This window comes from Streptomyces indicus (assembly GCF_900100315.1).
GTDB classification, from domain to species: domain Bacteria; phylum Actinomycetota; class Actinomycetes; order Streptomycetales; family Streptomycetaceae; genus Streptomyces; species Streptomyces indicus.
Window position 1 is genome coordinate 127987 of record NZ_FNFF01000016.1, and the last position, 20250, is coordinate 148236.

Sequence of the window (20250 nt, forward strand, 5' to 3'; positions counted from 1 at the left end):
CGTGCGTACTGCCGTGGCACTCGTGGTGCGGCTAGCGCGAGGCGCACCCGAACCGTTGGCCCGCGACGTCGACGAAGTTCTCGAACATCGCGTTGCTCCGTGGCGTGCCGGGCTGTCCCATGGCGTCGTGGTACTTCTGGCCGATTTCCATGGAGAAGTACGTGGGCGTTCCCGAGCAATCGGCCACCACATGCTGGGAGTCGAAGCCCGACACCTTGTGCCCGGCTACCTGCGGCTGCGGTTCGTATGCGGGGGAGGCCTGCATTGCAGCGATGAGGTGCGGCTCCTGGGTCACGCTGAACACGGCATGCTCTTCGACCTCGCAGGACCAGGTGTGCTCGGAGCGGTCCTGGATCCATTCGCTGATCTTCGACTGGCCTTTCTGGCCGGGGAATCGCAGACCTTGAAGTCCGCAGATTTCGTCGCCCGTCACCGGTTGAGGCTTCGGGGCGGCCACGAGGGAATCGGGTGCGGTGAGGGCTTTGCCGCTCGCGCAGTCGGCCTGCTGGGCTGCCTTGTTGGCGACCTCTGTCAGCAGCCGGGCGACCTTCTTCGGATCCGAGCCTTCCGGGGCGTACGCCTCCACGATGGCCGGTCCGTCCTGTGTCGTGCAGGCTTCGGGGAGCAGGACCCAGCCGTGGTCCGCGCCCACAGCGCCCGTGGCGCCGTCGGCGAAGTAGGACATCCGCGCGGGGCTGGGCCAGCGCCCTTCCATGAAGGCGACGTCACCGCGTTCGCGGTCTGCCGAGATCCGCAGGGATTCGGTTTCGGAGCCCGGAAGGAAGGACGAACTGTCCACGGTGCAGGTGAAGTCGAGCCGGTCACTGGACGAGGCATCCAGGGCCACCCCGTCGGTCACGCGGCCTGACGCGGTGAAGACGGCATCGGCCGATGCGGTGGGCACCATTCCTCCGCACACGCTGTCCTTGGCGAAGAGGTTGGTGTTCAGCCAGAGGTGCGCGCCCACCGCTGCGATGACCACCGCCAGGGCGGGAGCAATGATCTTCGGGCCGGGGCGCCGTCGGGGTCGGCCGCTGCTGTTCGTCATGTTCATTTCCTTGTACGCAGTGCGGTGAAGGCGTCCTCGCGCCCGGTGATGAAACTCTGCTTCGCCTCGCCCATGGCGTGCTTGTGTGCCTCGGTATCGGCGATGCCGTGCGTGCTGCCCCAGCCCTGGAGCAGCGCGTTCGTGCCGCCGATGCCGGCCGACGAGGCGGTGCTGTCCTGGGACCTCGCCGCGTCCTCGGCGGCGGCCGCCACGTCCTTGGAGTATTCGTAGGTGGCCGCGTCGACCATGCGCTGGATCGGGTCGCCCACGACGGGGATCTGGGTGAACAGCCCGCCCACGCCGTGGTACGTGTAGCGCATGTCGTCGTTGAGCTTTCCGATCTTGGCGTCACGGTCGTCCAGGATCATGTCGGCTCCGATCGCGGTCATCGAGCCGTAGACCTCTCCGACGTGGCGGGCCTTGTTGTCCCAGTCGCCCACGACGTTGTTCTGCTGGTCGGCGGGGGCGGTCCTGGCCGTGTCCAGGTATTCGGCGGAGTAGAGCTTCTGGTTCTCGTACAGGAGGTCGTGGACGAGGACGGGATCGCCGTCGGGCGTCGTTCCGTACTCCGCGTCCGACACGCCCCGCATGACGCGCAGCAGACTGGCCTTGTTGTTGGTGATGCTCGAGTCGTCACCGTTGGCGTTGATGGAAGCAAGTCCTTCGGGGCTGCTCTTCTCGGTGCCGCTGAGAATCGCGTGGGTGTCGACGGTGTAGTCGGCGAGCGCCCGGCCGAGCGGCACCTTCATGTTCTCCGGAACCGTGTCGCCCTTCCCGTCCTGGTCCAAGAGGGCGATGGTGTCCTGCATGACGCGGGTCTGGGCCTCCGTGTGGTGCCCGAACTCGGCCCCGGCGGCGTTGGGCTCGCGTCCGGTGCTCGCCGCTTCGAGCGCCAGGCCCAAGCCCTTCTGGCTGTCCGCGATGGCCGTGTCCCGGGAGTCGGCTCCCTCGTACTCGATGTTGCCGCCCGGGCCGCCCCACGTGCTGTTGTTCACGAAATCGCTGTCGCGGTCCATGAGATAGCGAAGCCGGTCGTTGCTGCGGTGCTCGGCGTCCTCGCCGGAAGCTCCAGGGTCGAGATAGGCCGTGGCAGTGGCGGGATCCTTGCTCATGATGCCGAGGGCGCCGTCGACGGGATCGTGCGCGAACCAGCTCGTGCCCTTGCCGCTGAAGTCGCCGTACAGGTCCCAGACATGGGGGTCCTTCTTCTCGGCGGCGATCATGTCGTCGGTGACGTCGCTCAGGAACTGGGTGGAGTACCCGTCGCCGTGCTGCATCATGGTCACCAGGGCTTGGTATCCGCGGATCTGCTGGTCGTGGCCCTTGCGGCCGGCGTCCATGTGCTCCCCGACGGCCTTCAGGTCGTACTGCTCGAGTCCGGTCTTCTTCAGATCGGCCCGGAAGTCCTTGTAGAACTTCGAATCCGGGTCCTTGGTGGCGGTCGCCAAAGTCGTGGCGAGGCCCTTCTGCAGACCGAGGTAGTCGCCCTTGCGGTCCTTGTCGTCGAAGTAGGCCAGGTCGTTGAGCTTGTTGGTGAACTTCACTGTGCCCGACGCGCCGAGGCTGTTGAGGAGGGTCTGGGAGAACTTCGGGTCGTCGGAGTTGTCGCGGAACGTCCGCTTGAGCTCGGCCATCTCCGCCGCGGAGACCTTCTCGCCGCCGTTGATACGGGTGGCGATGTCCGCCGCGTGATCGGCCTCGTACTGCTCGATGTCCGACTTGGCCTCGTGGTTGAAGCCGTTGAACGTGCCGTCCCGCGCGTCCCGGTCGATGACCACCGCCTCGAGGGCGAGCTTGACGCCCGCGTCGGCATCGGTGATGGCTTTGACCGCGGCCGAGATGGCCTCGTTCCACTCACCCACGGCCTTGCGGGCGGAAGCCTGGTAGTCAGGGTCGTGGTGATACGCGTTGCGGGTCGCCGCGTCCAGACTCGCGGTGTCGAAGGTGACGTATCCCTGCTCCGAGACCGTCATACCGGCCTTGATGGCGTCGGCTCGTACGGACTTGAGTTTGCCGCGCAGGTCGGCGAACTGGGTGTGGGCGTCACGCAGTAGCGCGGCGATGGCCTTGGCTTCCTTCTGCGCGCCCTGATACTCACGAAGCGTGATCTTGAAGCGGTCGTTGGCGGCGCCGGCGGCGATTCCCTGCCAGGTCTGCCCCATCGAGATCTTCGAGACATCCCGCTCATAGGCAGTCTCGAGCTACTTGAACTCGCCCGCCATGTCATCCCACTTGTCCGCCGCGGTGGTGAGCGTGGACAGGTCGGTGGTCATCGCTTCGTGGTACGTGGGCACGTCGTCTTCCCCCGTGGAAGTCGTCGGAGTGTTCGGCGGCCGGCGGTCAGAGGTGGTCGAGGTTGGAGGACTGGCGGACTCGCACCCCGATCCCGATGTCGTTGTTCTGGAAGAGGATCGATGTGTTGCGCAGCGCGGCCTTGTCCCCGCCGAGCCGGTCCATCAGCGCCTTGACCTGCCGCTCCCACGTGCTGTGCGCCTTCTTCAACGCCGCCGCTGTATCCCAGCCGCTGAACTCCTTGACCGCAGCGTTCGTCTTGCCCTCGGCGTCGTCACCGGCCTTCTTCGTATCCGGCTCGAGATGCTGCTCGATCGCGTTAGCCGCCGCCTTCTTCTGGGCCGGCGTGGATGCCAGATCCGCCGTCCCTCCGCCACCGCCCGGAGGAGCCAGCTCATTGAGACGCATCCGATCAGCCTGCGTGGCCGCAGCATCCGACTTCATCGACTCCCACTCGTCCCAGGCCATGGCCCGCCCCCTCGACAGTGATCATGTGGTGACACCCTACGAAAATGTGTTCACGCAAGTAAAGAAGATCCCAAGAACGCTACCTCCCTTGAGCCGCCTCGAAGGGTGGCCTCGCGTCAGGTGCGGCGCCAAAGGGGGTTTCCTGAGCTGGGGGAGGCGGCCCGCCATGTGGACACGGGTCGCCACCCCGCCTTGGCCCTCACTGTGGCGGTCCTGTCCTTGCCTTTCATCCTGTGGGCGGGACTTGGGGTGATTGCCCTGGCTTCCTGCTGGGTCGGTCTCGCGGCCGGCGTGCTGTTCGCCGTCGGGCCGGACAGCTCTGGCCCGCATGGGCACTAGCTCATGGGTGCGTACGGGTTGCCGTGACCGGGAAGCCGGCCGCCGGGCATGTAGCGCAGGCGGCCCTGGGTGTCCGTGACCTGGAGGTAGCCCGCCGCGGTGAGTTGGCGTGCGTACTGGGCGTTGAGGCGGGGTGTCCAGTGGCGGCTCACGCCGTACATGAGCGGGAAGAGGAGGGCGAGCGCGGCCAAGGCGAGGGCGGCTCCGGAATTTCCGGCGAGGGCGGAGATGGCGGAGCCGATGGCCCAGGCGAGGCCGCCGCCGATCGCGACGGATTTCGTGGCGGCCACCCGGTCGGGGCGGCTCAGGTCGAACTTCATCCGGATCTTGAGCAGTTCGACCGCCGCCCGGTCGACGGCCGGGATCGGCCCGCCGCTCGACGCGTCGGGGTAGCGGCTCCTGGTCGCCTGCGCCTTCAGGCGTGCCTGCGGGGTCGGGTCGGGCACGAGCTGGACATACGTGCCGTCCTGGCCGCCGCTCCAGGTGTCGGCGTACTCGTAGCCGAAGTGTTCGGCGAGCGCCGCCCCTCCGGCCAGCTTCGCGTAGGGCCGCAAGGAGTACCGGGTGTGCGCCACGCAGGGTTCACCTGTCTCCATGGCTCTGATCAACCGCCGTGTCTGCCGTGACCCCACCGTCCCGCCTCCCTTTGCGTCTGCTGATGAGCCGGCCTGCTGAAGTACTGCTGTCGCGTCTGCTGTTGCTCCCGGCGCAACCGCGCCCCTGAAGTGCTCCTCCCGGATCCCGCGGGTCTCACGCCGGACCCGGTGGGCCTCAGCAGGGACCGTCCGAGACCCCTGCGCTGAGCACGCCGTCATGGTGGGTCAGGCGGATGCAGTACGTGCTGTCGGTGTCGAGTGTGGTGACCTCGTACCCCGAGGCCCCGGACTCGGCGTCCTGGACGAGCAACCCGTGCGGGGCGCCGATGCCGGTGTCCTCGATGGCGCTCTCGATGAGGCCTTGGTCGTACATCGCATACGGGTTGTAGTCGTCCACGCCTGCGAGTGGTGAGTCGGAGAGGAGCTCGCCGTTGGGGTCGGCGGCTCCGTCGAGTTCCTCCACCGCTTGGTGTATTGCATCGCGCAGTTCGCCCTCGCTCCAACTGGATCCGGCCTGGAGGGAGTACAGCATGATCCCAGCGAAGAGCAGCGAGCCGATGATGAGGGCGACACCGACTGGGTTGCGGTGGTTGTAGACGTACCGGCTTGTGCCCCACCTGCTGCGGATGAAGACCGGCTCGTGGGTTCCGTCGCGTACGGACATGCCTGGCTCTCCTTCGCCCGGCGGGGTGCCGCCGGGGATGGGTGTCGTCATGGGCCGGCCGAGGGCTGCTCGCTCGGGCCGGAGAGATGGTCCGGGGTGTCTGGTCAGTCGCTGTCGGTGTCCCGGCTTCCGTCGAGGTAGCGGGCGGCGAGCCGCGCCGCATCCGTCGGCGTCGTGTCGGCGGGCAATGCCGCGATGCGAGGCAGGAGTTGAGCGGCGAGCAGCGTGGTGAGCGCGGAGTCGCCGCCGTTCCCGTCGGTGCGGACCACCACGGGCTGGGGCGCCTTCGAGGCCAGCTCGGCACCGACTTCGAGGCGACGCCGGGCCAGTTCGTACTGGAGCACCGCGCGGTTGTCGCGGTAGGCCTTGGCCAGGGCGCGCTGGGCGCGCGCCTCGTTCTCGGCGGAGATCAGACCGCTGCGGCCGCGGGTCTCGATCTCGAAGCGGACGCGCTGCGCGTTGGTCTCCTGCTCCTCCAGGAGCTGGGCGACCTGCTCGCGCGCCTTGTTGAGCGCGGCCTTGACCTCGACGATCCGGGCGTCCCGGACCTTCTTGGCGCGCTCGATGTCCATGCCGAGGCTGTCGATGCGCCGCTTGCGGGTCAGGCCCCACTCCTGCTCGTACGCCGTGCGCTCTTTGGCGACACGTTCACGGGTGGCCAGGTGCTGCTGGTACTGGGCCGGGAGCTGGACGTCGGGGATGTTGCAACCGGTGATACGGACGCCGTAGCGGTCCAGCTGCCGGTTGAGGAGCTCCTGCATGTCCGCCACGTCCGAGCCGCGCAGGTCGTACGCGCGCTCGGTGCGCATCTTGCGGGCGCGCTGGCGGATGGCGTCCTGGACCGCGCTGGACAGCACCAGGTCGAAGTTGCCGGCGCCGATGGTCCGTACGAAAAGGACGGCGTCGGTGATGCGGAACTTCAGGAAGACCTCGATCGAGCGCAGCGGCACGTTCTCCTGGGTCGGGCAGGCCATCACCGGTGCGGAGTACGGGATTTCGGTGGCGGTGTCGACCACGAAGTCCACCCGGGACCAGGGGTGCCACAGGTAGTGCCGGCCCGCGTCGAGGGTGCGGGTGACGGCTCCGTAGCGGGTCAGGACGCCGTTGGTGCCCTGCTCGATCTCGACGATCGAGGAGCGCCACCACCACAGGGCGCCGAGCAACAGGAACAGCGCGCCCGCCGTGTAGAAGAGCGTGGCGAGGGCTCCGTAGGCGAGGTCGCCGACGCCGTCCGATTCCGCCTCGCGCAGGCTCAGCATCACGGCGCTGAGCAGGGTGAACACGCCCAGCCAGAGCGGCAGCATCCACCACAGGCGGCGGCTGTTGCGCGGGATGATCACGGGGATGAGGGTGTCGGCCTCGCCGCCGCGCAGGAGTTGGGCGATGCTGCTCCAGGGCGCGACGGCCTCGGAGATGACGGACCGTCGGTGGGTTCGGGCGGTGCTCATGCGCCGGCCTCCTCGATGTCGTCCTGGCCTTCGGGCAGTTGGGCGTCCGGTGCCGGATGCGCCGGCTCGCCCGACGGCACGGTGGGCCGCTCGGCCGCCAGCAGCTCCTCGATCTGTGCGCGGCGCTCGTCGATGCGGGCGGCGACTTCGTGCAGCCGCGTCCGTACGGCCGCCATGTCGGCCTCGGTGAACAGCTCGTCGCCGCGCTCGCCCACCAACTCCCGTGCCAACTGGAGGAAGTCGACACCTGCGGCGCCGTCGCCGTCCGCACCACCGATGCGCACCAGGCGCGGCAGGTGGTCGGCGACCTGCTCCAGGGTGTCGAGGAGCTGCTGCTGATAGCGGTACTCGAGGATCTCCGGCGCCTCGGCCGCGGTGACCGCGCGGATGTCCAGGGCCTGCGCCTCAAGAAGCGCGGCGTTCGCCTTCGCCTCCGACTCGGCCTGTACGTAACGCTGCCGGGCCAGGGCCTGCGCACGGTTGGTCTCACGCTCCACAGCCGTGTCCATCTGCGCCTGGTACTGCGCGATGTCGGCCTGGATCGCGGACAGCGTCTCCTGGCTGGTCGCCAGCTCCCGGCTCAGGTCGCCCTCGTCCTGCTCCTTGCGCAGCATCAGGGCGTACTCGTGCGTGTAGGCCTCCTTGGCCATCCGCACCATCTCCGGCGCCGCCAAGTCCATCCGATAGCCGCGGTCGGACGGCTCGGCGTGCGTGATGTTGGCATTGGTCAGCTCGACCGCAGGCCGGAACTGCTGATTCAGCTGCTCGATCAGCCGTCCGGTGTCCTCACCGACCATGTCGTAGATCCCCGCCGCCTCCTGCTCGTAGATCAGGCTGCGGATGGTCTCGCTGACGGCGTTGCTGAGCTTCTCCTCAAACCCGCGCACCGCGCCGAGCGTGTAGACGAACTCGGTCGGGTCGCTGATCCGGAACTGGATGAACAGGTCGATCGAAGCCTTCACGCCCCCCTTGGTGGGGGCCTCGCGCACGGGCGCGTTGAAGGGATACTCGCGCGTCGTGTTCACGATGTACGAGACCCGCTTCCACGGACTGATCAGGGTCACCCGTCCCGGGCCGACCACCTTCTCCAGCTTCCCGAAGCGGGTGATCAGCGCCTGACAGCCGTCCGGCACCATCACCATGCCCTGCCGCCACCACACGAAGGCGACCGCGCCCAGCGCGATCACCCAGTAGTGCAGGCCGAACAGCGGGTGCGTGAGAGGGGAGTCGTCCGCGGCCGCCACGACCGCGGTGCCGATCGCACCGAGCACGAGCAGACACAGGGCCGGCAGCATGCTGATGAACGAGCGGCCCTTCGGCAGCACCATCGGGCAGATCACATGGACCTTCTCGCCGCCCTCGCGCTGCTGCTCGCTCTGGTTGAGCGCCTCGCCGGCCTCGTCGAGCGACACGGTCTTCTGCACCATCACCGTGGCCAGCGAGCCGCCCTGTTCGCGGGCGGCAGGGAAGTCGGCAGGATCGATTCCCTCCTCCTGCAAGGGACTTCCGCCCTCGCCCGGCGCGCGGCCGACCGCACGCCGCAGCTCATCTCCCGCCACCTGACGCGGATCCGCTCCCGCGGCCACCGTTGACACCGCCCTGCGGACGGTTTGTGCCCGTGTACGTGCCACGGCGTCCCTCGCTTTCCCCCGATGTGTCCTCGCGCTGTCCGGCGCAGGCCCGTTCACGTGCGCCGCCTGCCCCGATCAGGGGCACCGGCGCAAGCATGGCGGGAGCGAACGGCGCCGGGATATGCCAGCTCCCGGCAAAGATCGACCCCCGAGCGCTGCCAGGGTCGGACCCTACGCCTCGCCTTCTTCGGGCCCCACGGCCTCTCGCCTCATCCTGCTCTTTCATACGGCCACACCTTGTTGCTCTGAGCTCATCCGCCGGCGAATCCCTCAGCGCACCGCCACCGCGGGATGCGGACCTGGACCGTGCAGGCATCGGCACAGAAGCGGCGCCAAGACTGCTGGCTTACGGCAATGCCCGCCGGTCAGCCGGCGTGGGATCCTCCGCGGGCCGGGGGCGGAGGACGGCCAGAGCTCGGTCAGGAGCGGCCGCTGTGTGTCTCACGCACCTGATCCGCGGATGCCCTGCAGGCCGACGCGTCGTACCGATGTGTTCGCCGCCCGCAACCATCGACCAGAGAGGCCGCCTTGACTTTCCCGCCCCCGCCCCAGCAGCCGCCCCCTGGCCCAGGAGGAGGTCCGCATTTGACGACATCGCCCATGTACGGCCCGCGTGTACCGCCGCACAGCCGTCCCGTCGATGGCCTCGCCGTCGCGTCCTTGGTGTGCTCACTCCTCCTCCTGGCCCCCCTTGCTCTGCCCCTCGGGATCATCGCCCTGGTCCGCACGGCACGCACCGGCCACCGCGGCCGGGGACTCGCCATCGCCGGGATCTCCGTGTCTGGTGTAGTCCTCGCGCTGGCCGTCTCACTCCTCACCGGCCTGCTCCACTTCCGGGTGTGGACCACCGAGGGCCCGGGTTCGCCGACAGAAGTCGCCGGCGCACCCACTGCGGGCGATGGCGTGCGCGTGCACATCGACGCTCTGCAGGAGAGGGACTGCTTCTCTCCTGGAGACGAGCCGACCCAGGACGGGGAGCAGCTCGACGACTTCTCCGCGATGCGGATCCCGTGTGGCGAGGCGCATCGGGGCGAGGTGTTCGCCCTGTTCCACCTACCCGACAAGGCAACGTATCCCGGCGCGGAGTGGATCAAGCGGTATGCGGTCGAAGAGTGCACCCACCGCCTTTTCGACTACACCCCCGACCCTGCCGCGTACGGCGGACTCCGCACGTTCTTCTACTTCCCCGAGCGCGAACGCTGGGAGCGGGGCGACCGGACGGTTCGCTGCTGGGCCGGTCTGCCGCAGGGCGAACTCGAGCAGTCCGTCCACCAGGACGCCGACGCGATGGATCCCGCTCAACGCGCCTACCTCGACGCGATCAGACCGCTGCAACAGACCCAGGCGAATATGCCCATCAAGGGACCGAAGAGCGACTTGTCGGGCGCCCGCCGGTGGGCGAAGGCGATGGCGGCCGCGCAGTCAAAGACCGCTCGACTGCTGACCGAGGCCGAACTGCCCGCAGACGTCCGCGAGTCGGCCCAGACGCATGCCGACGAACTCCGCCGCGGAGTCCCGCATTGGGATACGGCGGCCAACGCGGCAACAGCGAACGACTACCTCACCGCCATGCGCCGAGCAGCAGTGGACCCCGTCCGCGGTGTGGAGCTGGAACGGAGCCTTCGCACAGGACTTGGACTGCCGGTTCCCGACGGGGCGACAGCCCCGGGGAGCCCTGGGCGAGCAGTCGCCTGACCGAGGGCCGGCACTCCTTGACGAGAACTCGATCGATGACGTCCATAGCCAGACAAGGAGTGAGGACGATGCATCGCCGTGACCGCGAGACAGCGCGTTCCGTGGCGCGCTACCTGGCGCAGTGGCTGGCAGGCGTTGTGGCCGTCGGCGCTTTCACCCTGCTGGGGTTGGTCGCCCTGATGAACGGCCCGGAGTTGTTCCTCTTCCACCTCAAGCGCGGCGCGCTCTGGCCGCTGATCGTGATCCTCTTGGTGTCGATGTCGGCCTGGCTGCTGCTCAGGGTCGCTGACTGGCGAGCGGTCCGGGATAAGGAGGGCCTGGTCCGGTCCCACTCGTCAGGGCACCGGACGCCCTCAAGTACGGACCGCCGGTGGTCGAGGCCAGGCCTAGGATTGCCCCCCATGGGCTGCCTCACCGATGACCTGCCGTTGCTGGAGCTGCTGTGTACTGCCGACGAAGTGCAGGTACCTGGCGAACTCAAGTCGTCGCTCCCTCATGAGAACACCCCCGACGCGATAGTGGACACCTACGTAGTCGCCGGCGGCCGGCTACTTCTCACTTTTTGGCGCGGCCGGCTGCATGAGGTGATCTACCAGACACCGGCGGAGTCCGCAGAGGACGCATCGCGGCGCAATGACCGGTTGTTCACGCACTACGGACAGGGCGACGGCTGGATCGAAATCCTCGACAACGGTTTCGGTAAGACCTATCGACGTGCCGATCAGCAGCAGTACGCACTATGGAGTTACGCGATGGACATCACGACTTTCGGCACCATGGACTTCCACCAGGTCAAGTGGTAGATCCTGTCCGGTGGATCACGATCGGATCTCCGGGGCGAAACCCCTCCGTCTGCCGTCCGCGCTGTCTCTGCGCCGACGGTCGGCCCGTAGACCCTCGTTCAGGGATCGTGTGCTTGATCCGGCGTAGTCGCAGGCAGCGACCGCTTCTCCAGCTCGGCGTGCGCCTGGACCATCTGCAGGACCCCTCGCGTTCCGGCGGCTACGCAACGGCATCCCTGCTGCACCCGCAACACGATCCCGTTCACCGCCGCCTATAGGCCTTCGCCCGGCCAGCCGAGGAGCCGTGCCCCGATGACGGCGGTCTGCAAGGTGTAGCGGTGGGTGGGGTTCGCGGTGTCGTAGCCGGTGAGGGTGTGGATGCGTTCGAGGCGGTACGTCATCGCGCGCACGCTCAGGGACAGCCGGCGGGCGGCTTCGGCGGCCACGCAGCCGCTGTCGAAGTAGGCGGCCAGGGTGTCGATCAGCGGCTGCGCTCCGCCGCGAGCCCGGCTGAGGGGGCCGAGTGCGCTTTCGACCAGGTCGGTCATGGCTTGGCGGTCGCGGGCGAGGACGGGGTAGACGAGCAGGTCGGCGGCGTGCAGCACCGGTCCTTCGAGGTCCATGCGGGCGGCGAGGTCGAGGGCGCCGAGTGCCTCTTCGTAGGAGTGGACGACGCCGCCCGCGCCCGGGTGGGGGCGGCCGATGCCGACGCGGCCGCCGTCGGTGGCGGCGTAGGCCTGTTTGGCGAAGTAGGTGACGACCTCGGACTCGTCGCCGGGCGCGATGCAGATCAGCCGGTCGTCCTTGGTGGTGAGCAGGATGCGGCGGTGGCCGAAGCGGGCGGTGAGCGCCGCTTCGATGCGGCGGCTCGCCGAATACCCGTCGGCGTACGGTTCCGGGCCCTCGGCCACCGCCACCGTATGGGCGTGGGACAGGAGCAGGCCGAAGCGTTCGGCGCGTTCGGCCAGGCGTCCCAGGTCGCTGCGGCCGTAGAGGAGGTCGTCGATGAACTCCCGGCGGGCGGCCTCCTCCTGACGGATCGCCAGGCGCTGCGCGCGTTCGTGGCCTTCGGCGAACGCGTCCACGGCCTGCCCCACGGCGGCGAGGAGATGGGTGGCCTGCGTGGCGGGCAACTGCGGCCGTACCTCCTCAGCTGCGACCAAGTGCGCACGGACGAGAGCGCGTAGTCCGAACCCGGCCTCCGCGGCCTGCTCTCCGCGTGTACGTAGTCCTTCGAGTTCGTCGCGGGTCAGGCGTCGGCCGGTCGCGCAGGCCTCCGTCAGGCACCGGGTGTACCCCGCAAGATGTGTCTCCGGGATCTCCGCCCCCGTCATGCCTTCACCTCAGATCCTGTCGCCCCGGTGACATGATCCTGTTCGATGGCGATCACGGATGCCGGGGCGCTTCCATCTCGTCGCCCCGGCATTAAAGACGCGTCAAGCACTGCCGGTCAACGGCAATGTGTCGACGCGGGTTGTGATGCGACGATGGGCGCGATACGGGGCGGGCAAAGCCTGATGCCGGATACCGGCAACCAGGGGCTTCAGGGGCACGTTCAGGAGGCACAGGGCTCGAGGAAGCGTTCGGTCCCCTGCGCCCCCTGCCTGTCGCGCAGACGGACCGCTGCGTTCCCCGCGCCGCAATGGGAACGGATGGGCCGACGCCGCCCCGGCGAGGACTTTCAAGCTGGAGGAACCATGGCGAAACCCGTGCACGCCGCGCTGAACGACACGTGGATCTCGTGTCAGTTCTGCGACGGCGATAGGTTCCGCGAGCGGTCGGTGAAGCTCAACAGCGGCGGCATGGAGTTCCTGAACCTCGCATGGGCTGATGAGTCGGCCACCGGGCTCATCTGCTGGGACTGCGGATACGTCCACCTCTTCGCCAACCGCAAGATCAAGCTGTATCGAGTCGACAGGTGACGGACCCGCCGCATCACGGGAAGGTCTGGTGCCTGAGCTCGGTGGCGCAGTGCCCGGACTGCGCGTGACGGACTGCCGTGGGTAGGGTGTAAGGAACGCGTCAAGAAGGTGCGCGGGGTGTGCCGGGAAGTCTGGTCGGCGTCAGTAGGGCCATGCGCCCTTTCACCGCCACCCCGGAGGTGGACCGTCTTGGCCGCTGCCCCGTCCCGCAGCCCGTTTCTGGGGCGTCTCAGCTGGCCCGAGCGGCAGGCTGTGGCCGAGGCGCTGCGCACCGAGACGGTGGGCGGTCTGGTGCTCCTGGCGGCAGCGGTGGTCGCGCTGATCTGGGCGAACACTCCGTTCAGCGACACGTATGCCACGCTTCGCGACTTCCACTTCGGCATACCCGCGCTGGGGCTCGACCTGTCGGTCGGCCACTGGACCTCGGACGGCCTGTTGACCGTCTTCTTCCTGGTCGCAGGCATCGAGCTCAAGCGGGAACTGGTCGTCGGCTCACTCAGCACCCCGTCCACCGCCGTGCTGCCGGTGATCGCGGCGGTGTGCGGCATGGTTGTCCCCGCCGCCTTGTATGCGCTCACCGCAGCAGCCGGGGGCGGAAGCCTGGACGGCTGGGCGGTGCCGATGGCCACCGACATCGCGTTCGCGCTGGCGGTATTGGCGGTCATCTCCACCCATCTCCCGACCGCGCTGCGGGCCTTTCTGCTGACGCTTGCGGTGGTCGACGACCTCGGTGCGATCCTGATCATCGCCGTGTTCTTCACCTCGAACATCAACTTCTGGGCCCTGGCCGGGGCTTTCGCAGGACTGGTCGTCTTCTACGTCTTGCAGCGGCGGCGTGTGCAGGGTTGGTGGTGGTACGTGCCACTCGGCGTCGCGATATGGGCGCTGATGTACAACAGCGGGGTCCACGTCACCGTCGCCGGCGTCGCCATGGGCCTGATCCTGCGGACGACACGCGACAAGGGAGAGCAGAGGTCGCCGGGCGCGCGGACCGGGCATGTGCTGCACCCGTTCTCCGCCGGGCTGTGCGTGCCGCTCTTCGCGCTGTTCGCCGCGGGGGTGAGCGTCTCGGGCGAAGCACTGGGCCAGGTGTTCACCAACCCGGAACCCCTCGGGGTGATCGTAGGCCTGACCTGCGGCAAGATACTCGGCATTTTTGTCGGCACCTACCTGGCGGTCCGCTTCACCCGTGCCCAGCTCAACCCGGACCTGGCCTGGGCCGACGTATTCGGATTGGCGACCCTCGCCGGAATCGGCTTCACCGTGGCTCTGCTCATCGGGGAGCTCGCCTTCCCTGACGCCGCCGCCGGCGAACACATCAAGGCCGCCGTGCTCGTCGCCTCCCTCACCGCAGCCCTCCTCGCCACCGTGCTCCTGCGCCGCAGGAACAGGGTCTACCAGCGCTTGTACGAGGAAGAGCACGCGGATGAGGACGGCGACGACATCCCGGACGTCTACCAGCGCGCCGACGGAAGCAGCACATGACCGCGTCCGCAACGTGCCGTCGTCGGCTCACTGCGGCGGTGTGGCTGGCCTTGTGCGTCTTGGCCACTACGGGGTTCATCGAGCTCGCGCCCGCGTGGGCGAGGGTCGTGTGCCTCATTGCCGCTGCCACAGCACTGCGCATCGCGATCAAGACGCTCCGGTTACCAGGCACTCCCACCATGCGTGGCAGCACGCACGCGACGCCGGATGTCGTCCGGCTACGGGGCGAGATCAGTGCCGAGACCGCCGACGCCACAACACGTTGGCTGACCGTAGCGCTCTCCACCCGCCCCGCAACGTTGGAGATCGACATGTCGAAGGTCGAACTCCTCACCAGAGACGGTGCGATGGCGTTTCTGACGGCTGCTCGTATCGCCCACAAGCAACGCACCGAGATCATTGTCCGTAACGCCAGCCCCCAGGCACGCACGGTTCTCCACACCCTCGGTCTGGACCCCCACCACCACTACCGAGACTGACCTGACACCAACGTGCCCGCTGCGCCGGCAGCGGAATCAGCCGATGAGTTGCCCGAGCAGCCGGGCCGCGGTGACGGCACCCACGAGGTGAACGCGGTCGCCGTCCCGTTCGATGACGGCGACCAGAGGCGTATGCGTACGCGCCATGAGGGCGGCGACGGTCGTCGCGCTCGCGTCGGGGCCGACGAACGGTGGCGTGCACCGGCGGCGGGGCAGCCACTCCGCCGCCGACCGGCCCGCCAACTCCTCCTTCATCTCCCCGACGTTGCGGTCGGTGACGACAGCGGCGATCAGCGGGTCTTCCTGTACGTAGTCGGGCACCAGTTGCCGTACCAGTTGGGAACCGGGCACGACGGCCCACGGCAGTCCGTCGGGATCGACCACGAGCAGTGCGGGAAGTCCGTGCTCGGCAAGCAGGTGGAGCGCTTGGACGGCGTCGTCGTCGGTCGTGACCGAGGGATAGTGCTCTGCGAGGTCACGCGCGAGCATGGCCGTTCTCCTTGCGTGGTGCGGGTGCGGTCCGCGCGCTGGATTCGGCGGCGGAGTCTGTGCTGTGTTCTGCTCCTGCGTCGCTGTGCCCGCCGGGGATACCTGCGAGGTCGTCCACGTGGAAGAGCTTGGCGATGGGCACGTCGGTGCTGCTGTGCGCGATGATCGAGACTGCGATGCAGACCGCGATGAGTGTGAAGGCCTCCTCGCCTTGCGGGATGCCGGCTTGCAGCACGAGCAACCCGTACACGACGGAGGCGAAACCCTTGGGCCCGAACCAGGCGGCGACCAGCTTCTCCTGCCGGGTGAAACGTGTGCCGAGCAGCGAGATCAACAGCGAGGCCGGACGGATCAGGGCGATCGCCAGCACCACGGCGACGTATCCGCCGATGGACAGGTCACCGAAGAGCTGCGGCGTGAGGAGTGCGCCGAAGACCAACAGGGCGGCGAACTTGGCCAGTTCGGCCAGCGCTTCGCCCAGCGGCTCGAACGCGGTCTTGGCCTCCGGGGATACGGCGGTGAGGACGGCTCCCGCGGAGAACGCGGCGAGGTAGGGGTTGGCGTGCGTGAGGTGGCACAGTCCGTACAGGATCACGCCGATCGCCAGTGGCAGCAGAGGCTGGAGCTTCGGCTCCGCACCCAGGTGACGCAAGCGCACCAGCATGCTCACGAGCAACGGCAACACCACGCCGAAGGCGAGGCCGAGCCCGAGCTCCAAAGCGATCTTCGCGTACGACGCCTCGGCGTGACCGGCGCTCGGGCCGGCGGCCGCGATCAGGATGAGGACTACGGGCAGCGCGAGACCGTCGTTGATGCCGGACTCCACGTTCAGCAACTGCCGCAGCTTGGAAGGCACTTCCTTGCGCCCGACGATCGCCGAGGCGAACACCGGGTCGGTCGGCGCCAGTACGGCGCCCACCAGGAACGACGTCGTCCAGTCCAGACCTACGACGTAGTGCGCCACCAGAGCCATGCCCACGAACGCGAGCGGCATTCCGAGGCCGAGCGCACGAGCCGGGTTCTTCCAGTTCTCCTTGAGCTTGCCGAAGTGTACGTGCATGCCGTCGGTGAACAGCACCGCGAACAACGCCAGATCGGCCGTGACGGCCACGATCTCGCTGTCCGGAGTGATGTGGATCAGGCCGAGGAATCCGTCGCTGACGATCGCCCCGCCCACCAGGAACAGCAGCGATGTGGAAAGCACCGTCCGTGCCGCGAGTCCGGACAGCAGCACCGCCACCAGCAGTGCCACCCCGAACACAGCAACCAGCACCATGATGTACGCCCCCGATCGGCTTGCAGACTTCGCCCGGAGACACCTGTCCCCGAACCGCCGACCAGACTTCCCGGCACACCAAGGCGGACCTTACACGTTCAATACGTGACGCTGACAGGTCCTTTACGCGCACGCAGGGGCACGCGAAGTTGCCGGAAGCAGGCAGTTTCGATGCCGCATACCTGCGAGCCCTCGCGAGCAGAGTTGTCGCATCCGGCCGGCCTTCAGATGCCGTTCACGGATGGGGCAATCGGCGGTGTTGCTCGTTTCGTCGGTCGAAATCGACGTGAGGGGCAAGGAGTTGCGTGACCGGATCCGAAGCCGGCCACGCAACTACAAGAGGTCGCGGTCAGAGAAGGTGCACTCCGAGGATCGCGTCCAGGCCGAGCAGCGCCGACAGACTGAGGTTCGTGTTGAGCCCCAGAGCCGCGGCGAGGTCGAGGTTGACCTTGCCGCCGACCGCGAGCGCGGCGTCCACGTCGAGTGCGGCGTTCACGTTGACGTCCACGTTGGCCGACAGCTTCGTGTCGAGCGCCGCGTCGATGCGCGCCAGGAGGTCGGCGCTCAGGGTGACACCCTGGTCGGCGAGCATGATGACGGCGGTGGTGGAGCCCTTGTCGGTCTTGACGGTGAGGCTCTTCGGGTTGACGACGCTGCCGATCTTCACTCTCGTCCGGGCGTCCACATCCGCTGTGATGGCTCCCGTGGCGATGTCGACCGACAGACGGGAGACCGTGATCTTCTTACTGCCCTTGGTCAGTTCCACGGTGCCGTCGAGGACGACTGTGCCGCCGACGAGCTTCCTGTTCTGATGGACGACCTTGCTGCCGCTGCCGACCTTCAGTCGCACCACGGCATCGGTCTGCACCTTACCGTCCACTGCCACCGCGACCCCGTGTGCACCCAGCTTGAGGGCGGTGGCGAGGTCGAGGGTGAGAAGGCCACCGGTGAGGGGTGTATCAGGGGACGGCACGACCGTAGATGCGGACGATGCGTGGCCGGGGACGGCCGCCATCGCGGCCGGAGCTGAGATGCCTGCCAGGACGACGGCGGCCACAGCGATCGACGTGGCCCGGCGGTAGGAGCGGTGAATGCGCATGGATGCCACAGACCCTTCGAGGGGATAGTGTGATGGTCGTTTTGTGACATTCCGCGCTGTCCAGAGTGACGCGCCGTCAGGGCGCCTATTTCACCCTGACGGGCCACAGGTGATCTGGGTGGAAGCGGCCTACCGCAGGGCGCCGCTCTGCGCATGAAGAGGCTGTGAGGGCTGCCGGGCTGTGGCTGCTCCGGGCAGTGACAGGTGGGAGGCTCTGCGGCGCCAGGAGTGCGTGTTCCGCACCAGTGCCCTGGCAGGCCTCTGGCTGACGCCTGGCTGTCACGTCCCGGGTGGGCTCAGTGCTTGTCCATGCGTCAGTGGGTCTGGCCCTCGGCGGAGCCATAGGTGTGTGCTCCGCCGCAGTGGTGCCAGGTGTTCCAGGGCTGCCTTTGGAGACAGCCGCTGCGTATCGTTCCCGTTAAGAGCGGGCGTATGGGTCACGTGTCACAGCGGGGCTGGTTGCCCAGGCCTGGGATCCTGGGGCCGAGCCCCCGAGGACGTTGGAAGGTCCCGCTGTCATGAGTCCCACCACTGGCTGGATCTTGCTCGGTACGTGCACACTGCTCGTCCTGCTGCCGAGCATTGCGCTGATGGGCGGCTGGATTCCCAGCGTCATCCGACACCGCCCCGGTCCGGTGCGGCTGCTCGGTGCCGGGGGCGCGGCTCTGTACGGAGCGGCGCTGTGTGCATTCCTGCCACGGGTAGCGCATGCCGATCGGGACATCGTCACTGCCGGCGAGTACGGCGCCGTGCTGATGTGCGCGGTGACTGTCGCACTGGCTGTGGCATACGACGTGATACTGGGGCCGTCGTGGACTCCGGACGGCGCCGAGCGGAACGGTGTGCGGTGCGCATCCGACCGGTGACGCCACGGTCGAAGCCGACGCCTGGCTCCAAAAGTGCAACGCCGTGGACCGCCGAAACGGAAAGCGGCGGAGTCAGCTCTCCCGAGGTTCGACTTGGCTGGGCCTTCGCGCGCTTGCATCCTTGAGGGCCGAGAGCAGAAAGAGCACCGCGGCGATAGCGAGGAAACCGAGACCGATGTTCATGCAGGTCATGACAGCCTCGAAGGAGGCATCGGCGATTCTGGGGATTCCGTAGAAGAGCATCTGGGTGTAGATGCATAGGATGCCGTAGGCACGAAGCCGCATACCGGCCTGCCGGTTACGCAACCAGCGCGGCGCCCACCCTGCCAGCATGGCCACCGGCATCGGCAGCATCAGCAACGTGGATATGCCCAGCGCTGTCCAGTGATACAACGGATCGCCGTTCACCCTCGTCCCCCTTCGTGTGCGATCACCACCCTATGGAAGGGCGGAACACCGGGCCAGACCGGACGTACATCTGTGGAGTCGGTGACCTCGCAGATCCTTACAGCGACAGGCTCCCGCGCCCGGCCACCGAAGCCGACCGCCGAGGCCGACCGGCGGGAGCAGGTGGAGGCGGAGGCCTGTGCCCTGCTCACTGTGTCGGACCGATGGGAGTCGGAGAGTGCGGGCTTGGTTGTGTCCGGCTCCGTGACGGTGCCTGGTTCGTGGATGTTGCGAGAAGGCCGCGAGGGATCGTGTTGTGCGGCACTTTGCAGGTCGGCGGCTTGCCGTGTTGGTGAGGTGCGGCCTGACGCTTTGAGTAACGATCCGTGTGCGCGGGCTTCCTGGGCGATCACGGCGCTGGCATCATCTGTCCATGATCGGGGACGCGCTGCCGGTGTATCAGGCTCGCTACGGCTGGGATCGCAAGACCATCGCTGTCGTGACGATCTCGGTCATTTTCACGACCATGCTTCTGCTTCCCGGAGTGCCGCTGCTCGCCCGGGTCTTGGGTCTGCCGCTGTTCGGTGCCGGCGGGCTCTTCATGGCGTACACCGCGCTGAGTCGTAAGGTCGCCTTCCGGGTGGACGCGACCGGTGTGCTCTTGGGCGGAAACCCGGCCCGTTACCGGGCCACCACCGTCCATGTGCCGTGGGGTGACATCACCGGATTCGTTCTGTGGCGCCAGTCCGTCGGAGGGGGAGCGACCCTGCCCTACATCGGCATCGCCCGGCACGCCGACGCACCGGCACTGCCCGGCGACCGTCCGATGGCACGGGCAGCCGTGAACTGGCTCGTGCCGGTGCCCGCCGAGGTGGCGATGTGCTCGCGCGCGGTGAACGGCTGGCATCTCGATGTGGACCAACTGACGGCCGCAGTCGCCTACTTCGCTCCCGGTGTCCCCGTCAGGCACCACCCCAGGCCGTGAGGTGACCGTCCGGGGCCTCTTTCGCGCCCGCGCTGGCCGGGCTCCGCAACCCGGCCCCGGAGCGGCGGGCGAAGGTCATCGCATGCCTGTGGGGATGCGTGGTACGGGCCGGCGACGCCCTGGATGCGGCTGGTGCGGTCCTATTAGCCGAAACGTCGGGGCCGGGTGGTGCTGCGACGTTGACTGCGGGTGGTCGTCCTGCGCGCCGTTGGCCTCGGTGCGGTTGCCGGAGCGGTAGGTCTGCTGCTGACCGGTCGGGACAGAGGCGTTGTTGCCGCCGCTCTCCCGCTGGCCTTTGC

The 20250-nt window shown here is 68.0% G+C and carries 19 protein-coding genes; 7 read left to right on the forward strand and 12 right to left on the reverse strand.

What is annotated here, in order from left to right; translation table 11 throughout:
• Window positions 1-31 precede the first annotated feature (31 nt).
• The 7 genes from BLT97_RS30005 to BLT97_RS30035 form a co-directional block, all read right to left on the reverse strand.
• Complete coding sequence (locus BLT97_RS30005) at window positions 32-1048, reverse strand: hypothetical protein (RefSeq protein WP_093615788.1); 1017 nt, start codon at window positions 1046-1048, stop codon at window positions 32-34.
• A 2-nt stretch (window positions 1049-1050) separates the two neighbouring features.
• Window positions 1051-3210: a hypothetical protein gene (locus BLT97_RS30010; RefSeq protein ID WP_342742791.1), complete on the reverse strand. Its 2160-nt coding sequence runs from the start codon at window positions 3208-3210 to the stop codon at window positions 1051-1053.
• A gap of 178 nt (window positions 3211-3388) precedes the next feature.
• Window positions 3389-3808, reverse strand: a complete 420-nt coding sequence (locus BLT97_RS30015) for a hypothetical protein (protein WP_093615790.1) — start codon at window positions 3806-3808, stop codon at window positions 3389-3391.
• A gap of 335 nt (window positions 3809-4143) precedes the next feature.
• Entirely contained in the window at window positions 4144-4722 is a 579-nt protein-coding gene (locus tag BLT97_RS30020; RefSeq protein WP_093615792.1) for a hypothetical protein, read from the reverse strand.
• Between the two features lie 196 nt (window positions 4723-4918).
• Window positions 4919-5407, reverse strand: coding sequence for a hypothetical protein (locus tag BLT97_RS30025; RefSeq protein WP_093615794.1), 489 nt, complete (start codon window positions 5405-5407; stop codon window positions 4919-4921).
• 104 nt (window positions 5408-5511) lie between these two features.
• On the reverse strand, window positions 5512-6855 hold the full coding sequence (locus BLT97_RS30030; RefSeq protein WP_093615796.1) for an SPFH domain-containing protein: 1344 nt from the start codon (window positions 6853-6855) through the stop codon (window positions 5512-5514).
• The gene (locus BLT97_RS30035; protein WP_093615798.1) at window positions 6852-8486 is read right to left on the reverse strand and encodes an SPFH domain-containing protein; all 1635 of its coding nucleotides are present in this window, start codon (window positions 8484-8486) and stop codon (window positions 6852-6854) included. Before BLT97_RS30035 ends, BLT97_RS30030 begins: the two co-directional genes overlap by 4 nt.
• Window positions 8487-9071: 585 nt before the next feature.
• Between BLT97_RS30035 and BLT97_RS30040 the strand changes: the two genes are divergently transcribed.
• Window positions 9072-10181, forward strand: coding sequence for a DUF4190 domain-containing protein (locus BLT97_RS30040; RefSeq protein ID WP_143041411.1), 1110 nt, complete (start codon window positions 9072-9074; stop codon window positions 10179-10181).
• A 68-nt stretch (window positions 10182-10249) separates the two neighbouring features.
• Complete coding sequence (locus BLT97_RS38730; RefSeq protein WP_245769622.1) at window positions 10250-10984, forward strand: hypothetical protein; 735 nt, start codon at window positions 10250-10252, stop codon at window positions 10982-10984.
• Window positions 10985-11235: 251 nt separating this feature from the next.
• Here the strand turns inward: BLT97_RS38730 and BLT97_RS30050 are convergent, their stop codons facing one another.
• Entirely contained in the window at window positions 11236-12297 is a 1062-nt protein-coding gene (locus tag BLT97_RS30050) for a PucR family transcriptional regulator (RefSeq protein ID WP_093615802.1), read from the reverse strand.
• Between the two features lie 45 nt (window positions 12298-12342).
• On the opposite strand from BLT97_RS30050, the gene BLT97_RS38735 reads away from it, so the two are divergent.
• The 3 genes from BLT97_RS38735 to BLT97_RS30065 all read left to right on the forward strand — a co-directional run bounded on the left by BLT97_RS38735 (window position 12343) and on the right by BLT97_RS30065 (window position 14849).
• Window positions 12343-12885 (forward strand): hypothetical protein, encoded by a 543-nt coding sequence (locus BLT97_RS38735; RefSeq protein WP_245769623.1) that lies wholly within the window; start codon window positions 12343-12345, stop codon window positions 12883-12885.
• Between the two features lie 189 nt (window positions 12886-13074).
• Window positions 13075-14370 carry a Na+/H+ antiporter NhaA gene (gene nhaA / locus BLT97_RS30060; RefSeq protein ID WP_093615806.1) on the forward strand — a complete coding sequence of 432 codons (1296 nt, stop codon included), beginning with the start codon at window positions 13075-13077 and terminating at the stop codon, window positions 14368-14370.
• Window positions 14367-14849, forward strand: a complete 483-nt coding sequence (locus tag BLT97_RS30065) for an STAS domain-containing protein (RefSeq protein WP_093615807.1) — start codon at window positions 14367-14369, stop codon at window positions 14847-14849. Before nhaA ends, BLT97_RS30065 begins: the two co-directional genes overlap by 4 nt.
• Window positions 14850-14885: 36 nt before the next feature.
• Here the strand turns inward: BLT97_RS30065 and BLT97_RS30070 are convergent, their stop codons facing one another.
• The 3 genes from BLT97_RS30070 to BLT97_RS30080 all read right to left on the reverse strand — a co-directional run bounded on the left by BLT97_RS30070 (window position 14886) and on the right by BLT97_RS30080 (window position 17713).
• Window positions 14886-15338, reverse strand: coding sequence for a CBS domain-containing protein (locus BLT97_RS30070; protein ID WP_093615808.1), 453 nt, complete (start codon window positions 15336-15338; stop codon window positions 14886-14888).
• The gene (locus BLT97_RS30075; protein ID WP_093615809.1) at window positions 15325-16614 is read right to left on the reverse strand and encodes a cation:proton antiporter; all 1290 of its coding nucleotides are present in this window, start codon (window positions 16612-16614) and stop codon (window positions 15325-15327) included. Before BLT97_RS30075 ends, BLT97_RS30070 begins: the two co-directional genes overlap by 14 nt.
• A gap of 349 nt (window positions 16615-16963) precedes the next feature.
• Window positions 16964-17713, reverse strand: coding sequence for a hypothetical protein (locus tag BLT97_RS30080; RefSeq protein ID WP_093615811.1), 750 nt, complete (start codon window positions 17711-17713; stop codon window positions 16964-16966).
• 518 nt (window positions 17714-18231) lie between these two features.
• On the opposite strand from BLT97_RS30080, the gene BLT97_RS30085 reads away from it, so the two are divergent.
• A complete protein-coding gene (locus BLT97_RS30085) occupies window positions 18232-18579 on the forward strand; it encodes a hypothetical protein (RefSeq protein WP_093615813.1) in 348 nt (115 codons plus the stop codon).
• A gap of 72 nt (window positions 18580-18651) precedes the next feature.
• On the opposite strand, the gene BLT97_RS30090 is transcribed toward BLT97_RS30085, so the two are convergent.
• A complete protein-coding gene (locus BLT97_RS30090; RefSeq protein ID WP_093615815.1) occupies window positions 18652-18987 on the reverse strand; it encodes a hypothetical protein in 336 nt (111 codons plus the stop codon).
• Window positions 18988-19399: 412 nt separating this feature from the next.
• On the opposite strand from BLT97_RS30090, the gene BLT97_RS30095 reads away from it, so the two are divergent.
• Window positions 19400-19951 carry a hypothetical protein gene (locus BLT97_RS30095; protein WP_093615817.1) on the forward strand — a complete coding sequence of 184 codons (552 nt, stop codon included), beginning with the start codon at window positions 19400-19402 and terminating at the stop codon, window positions 19949-19951.
• The last annotated feature ends 299 nt before the right edge of the window (window positions 19952-20250 follow it).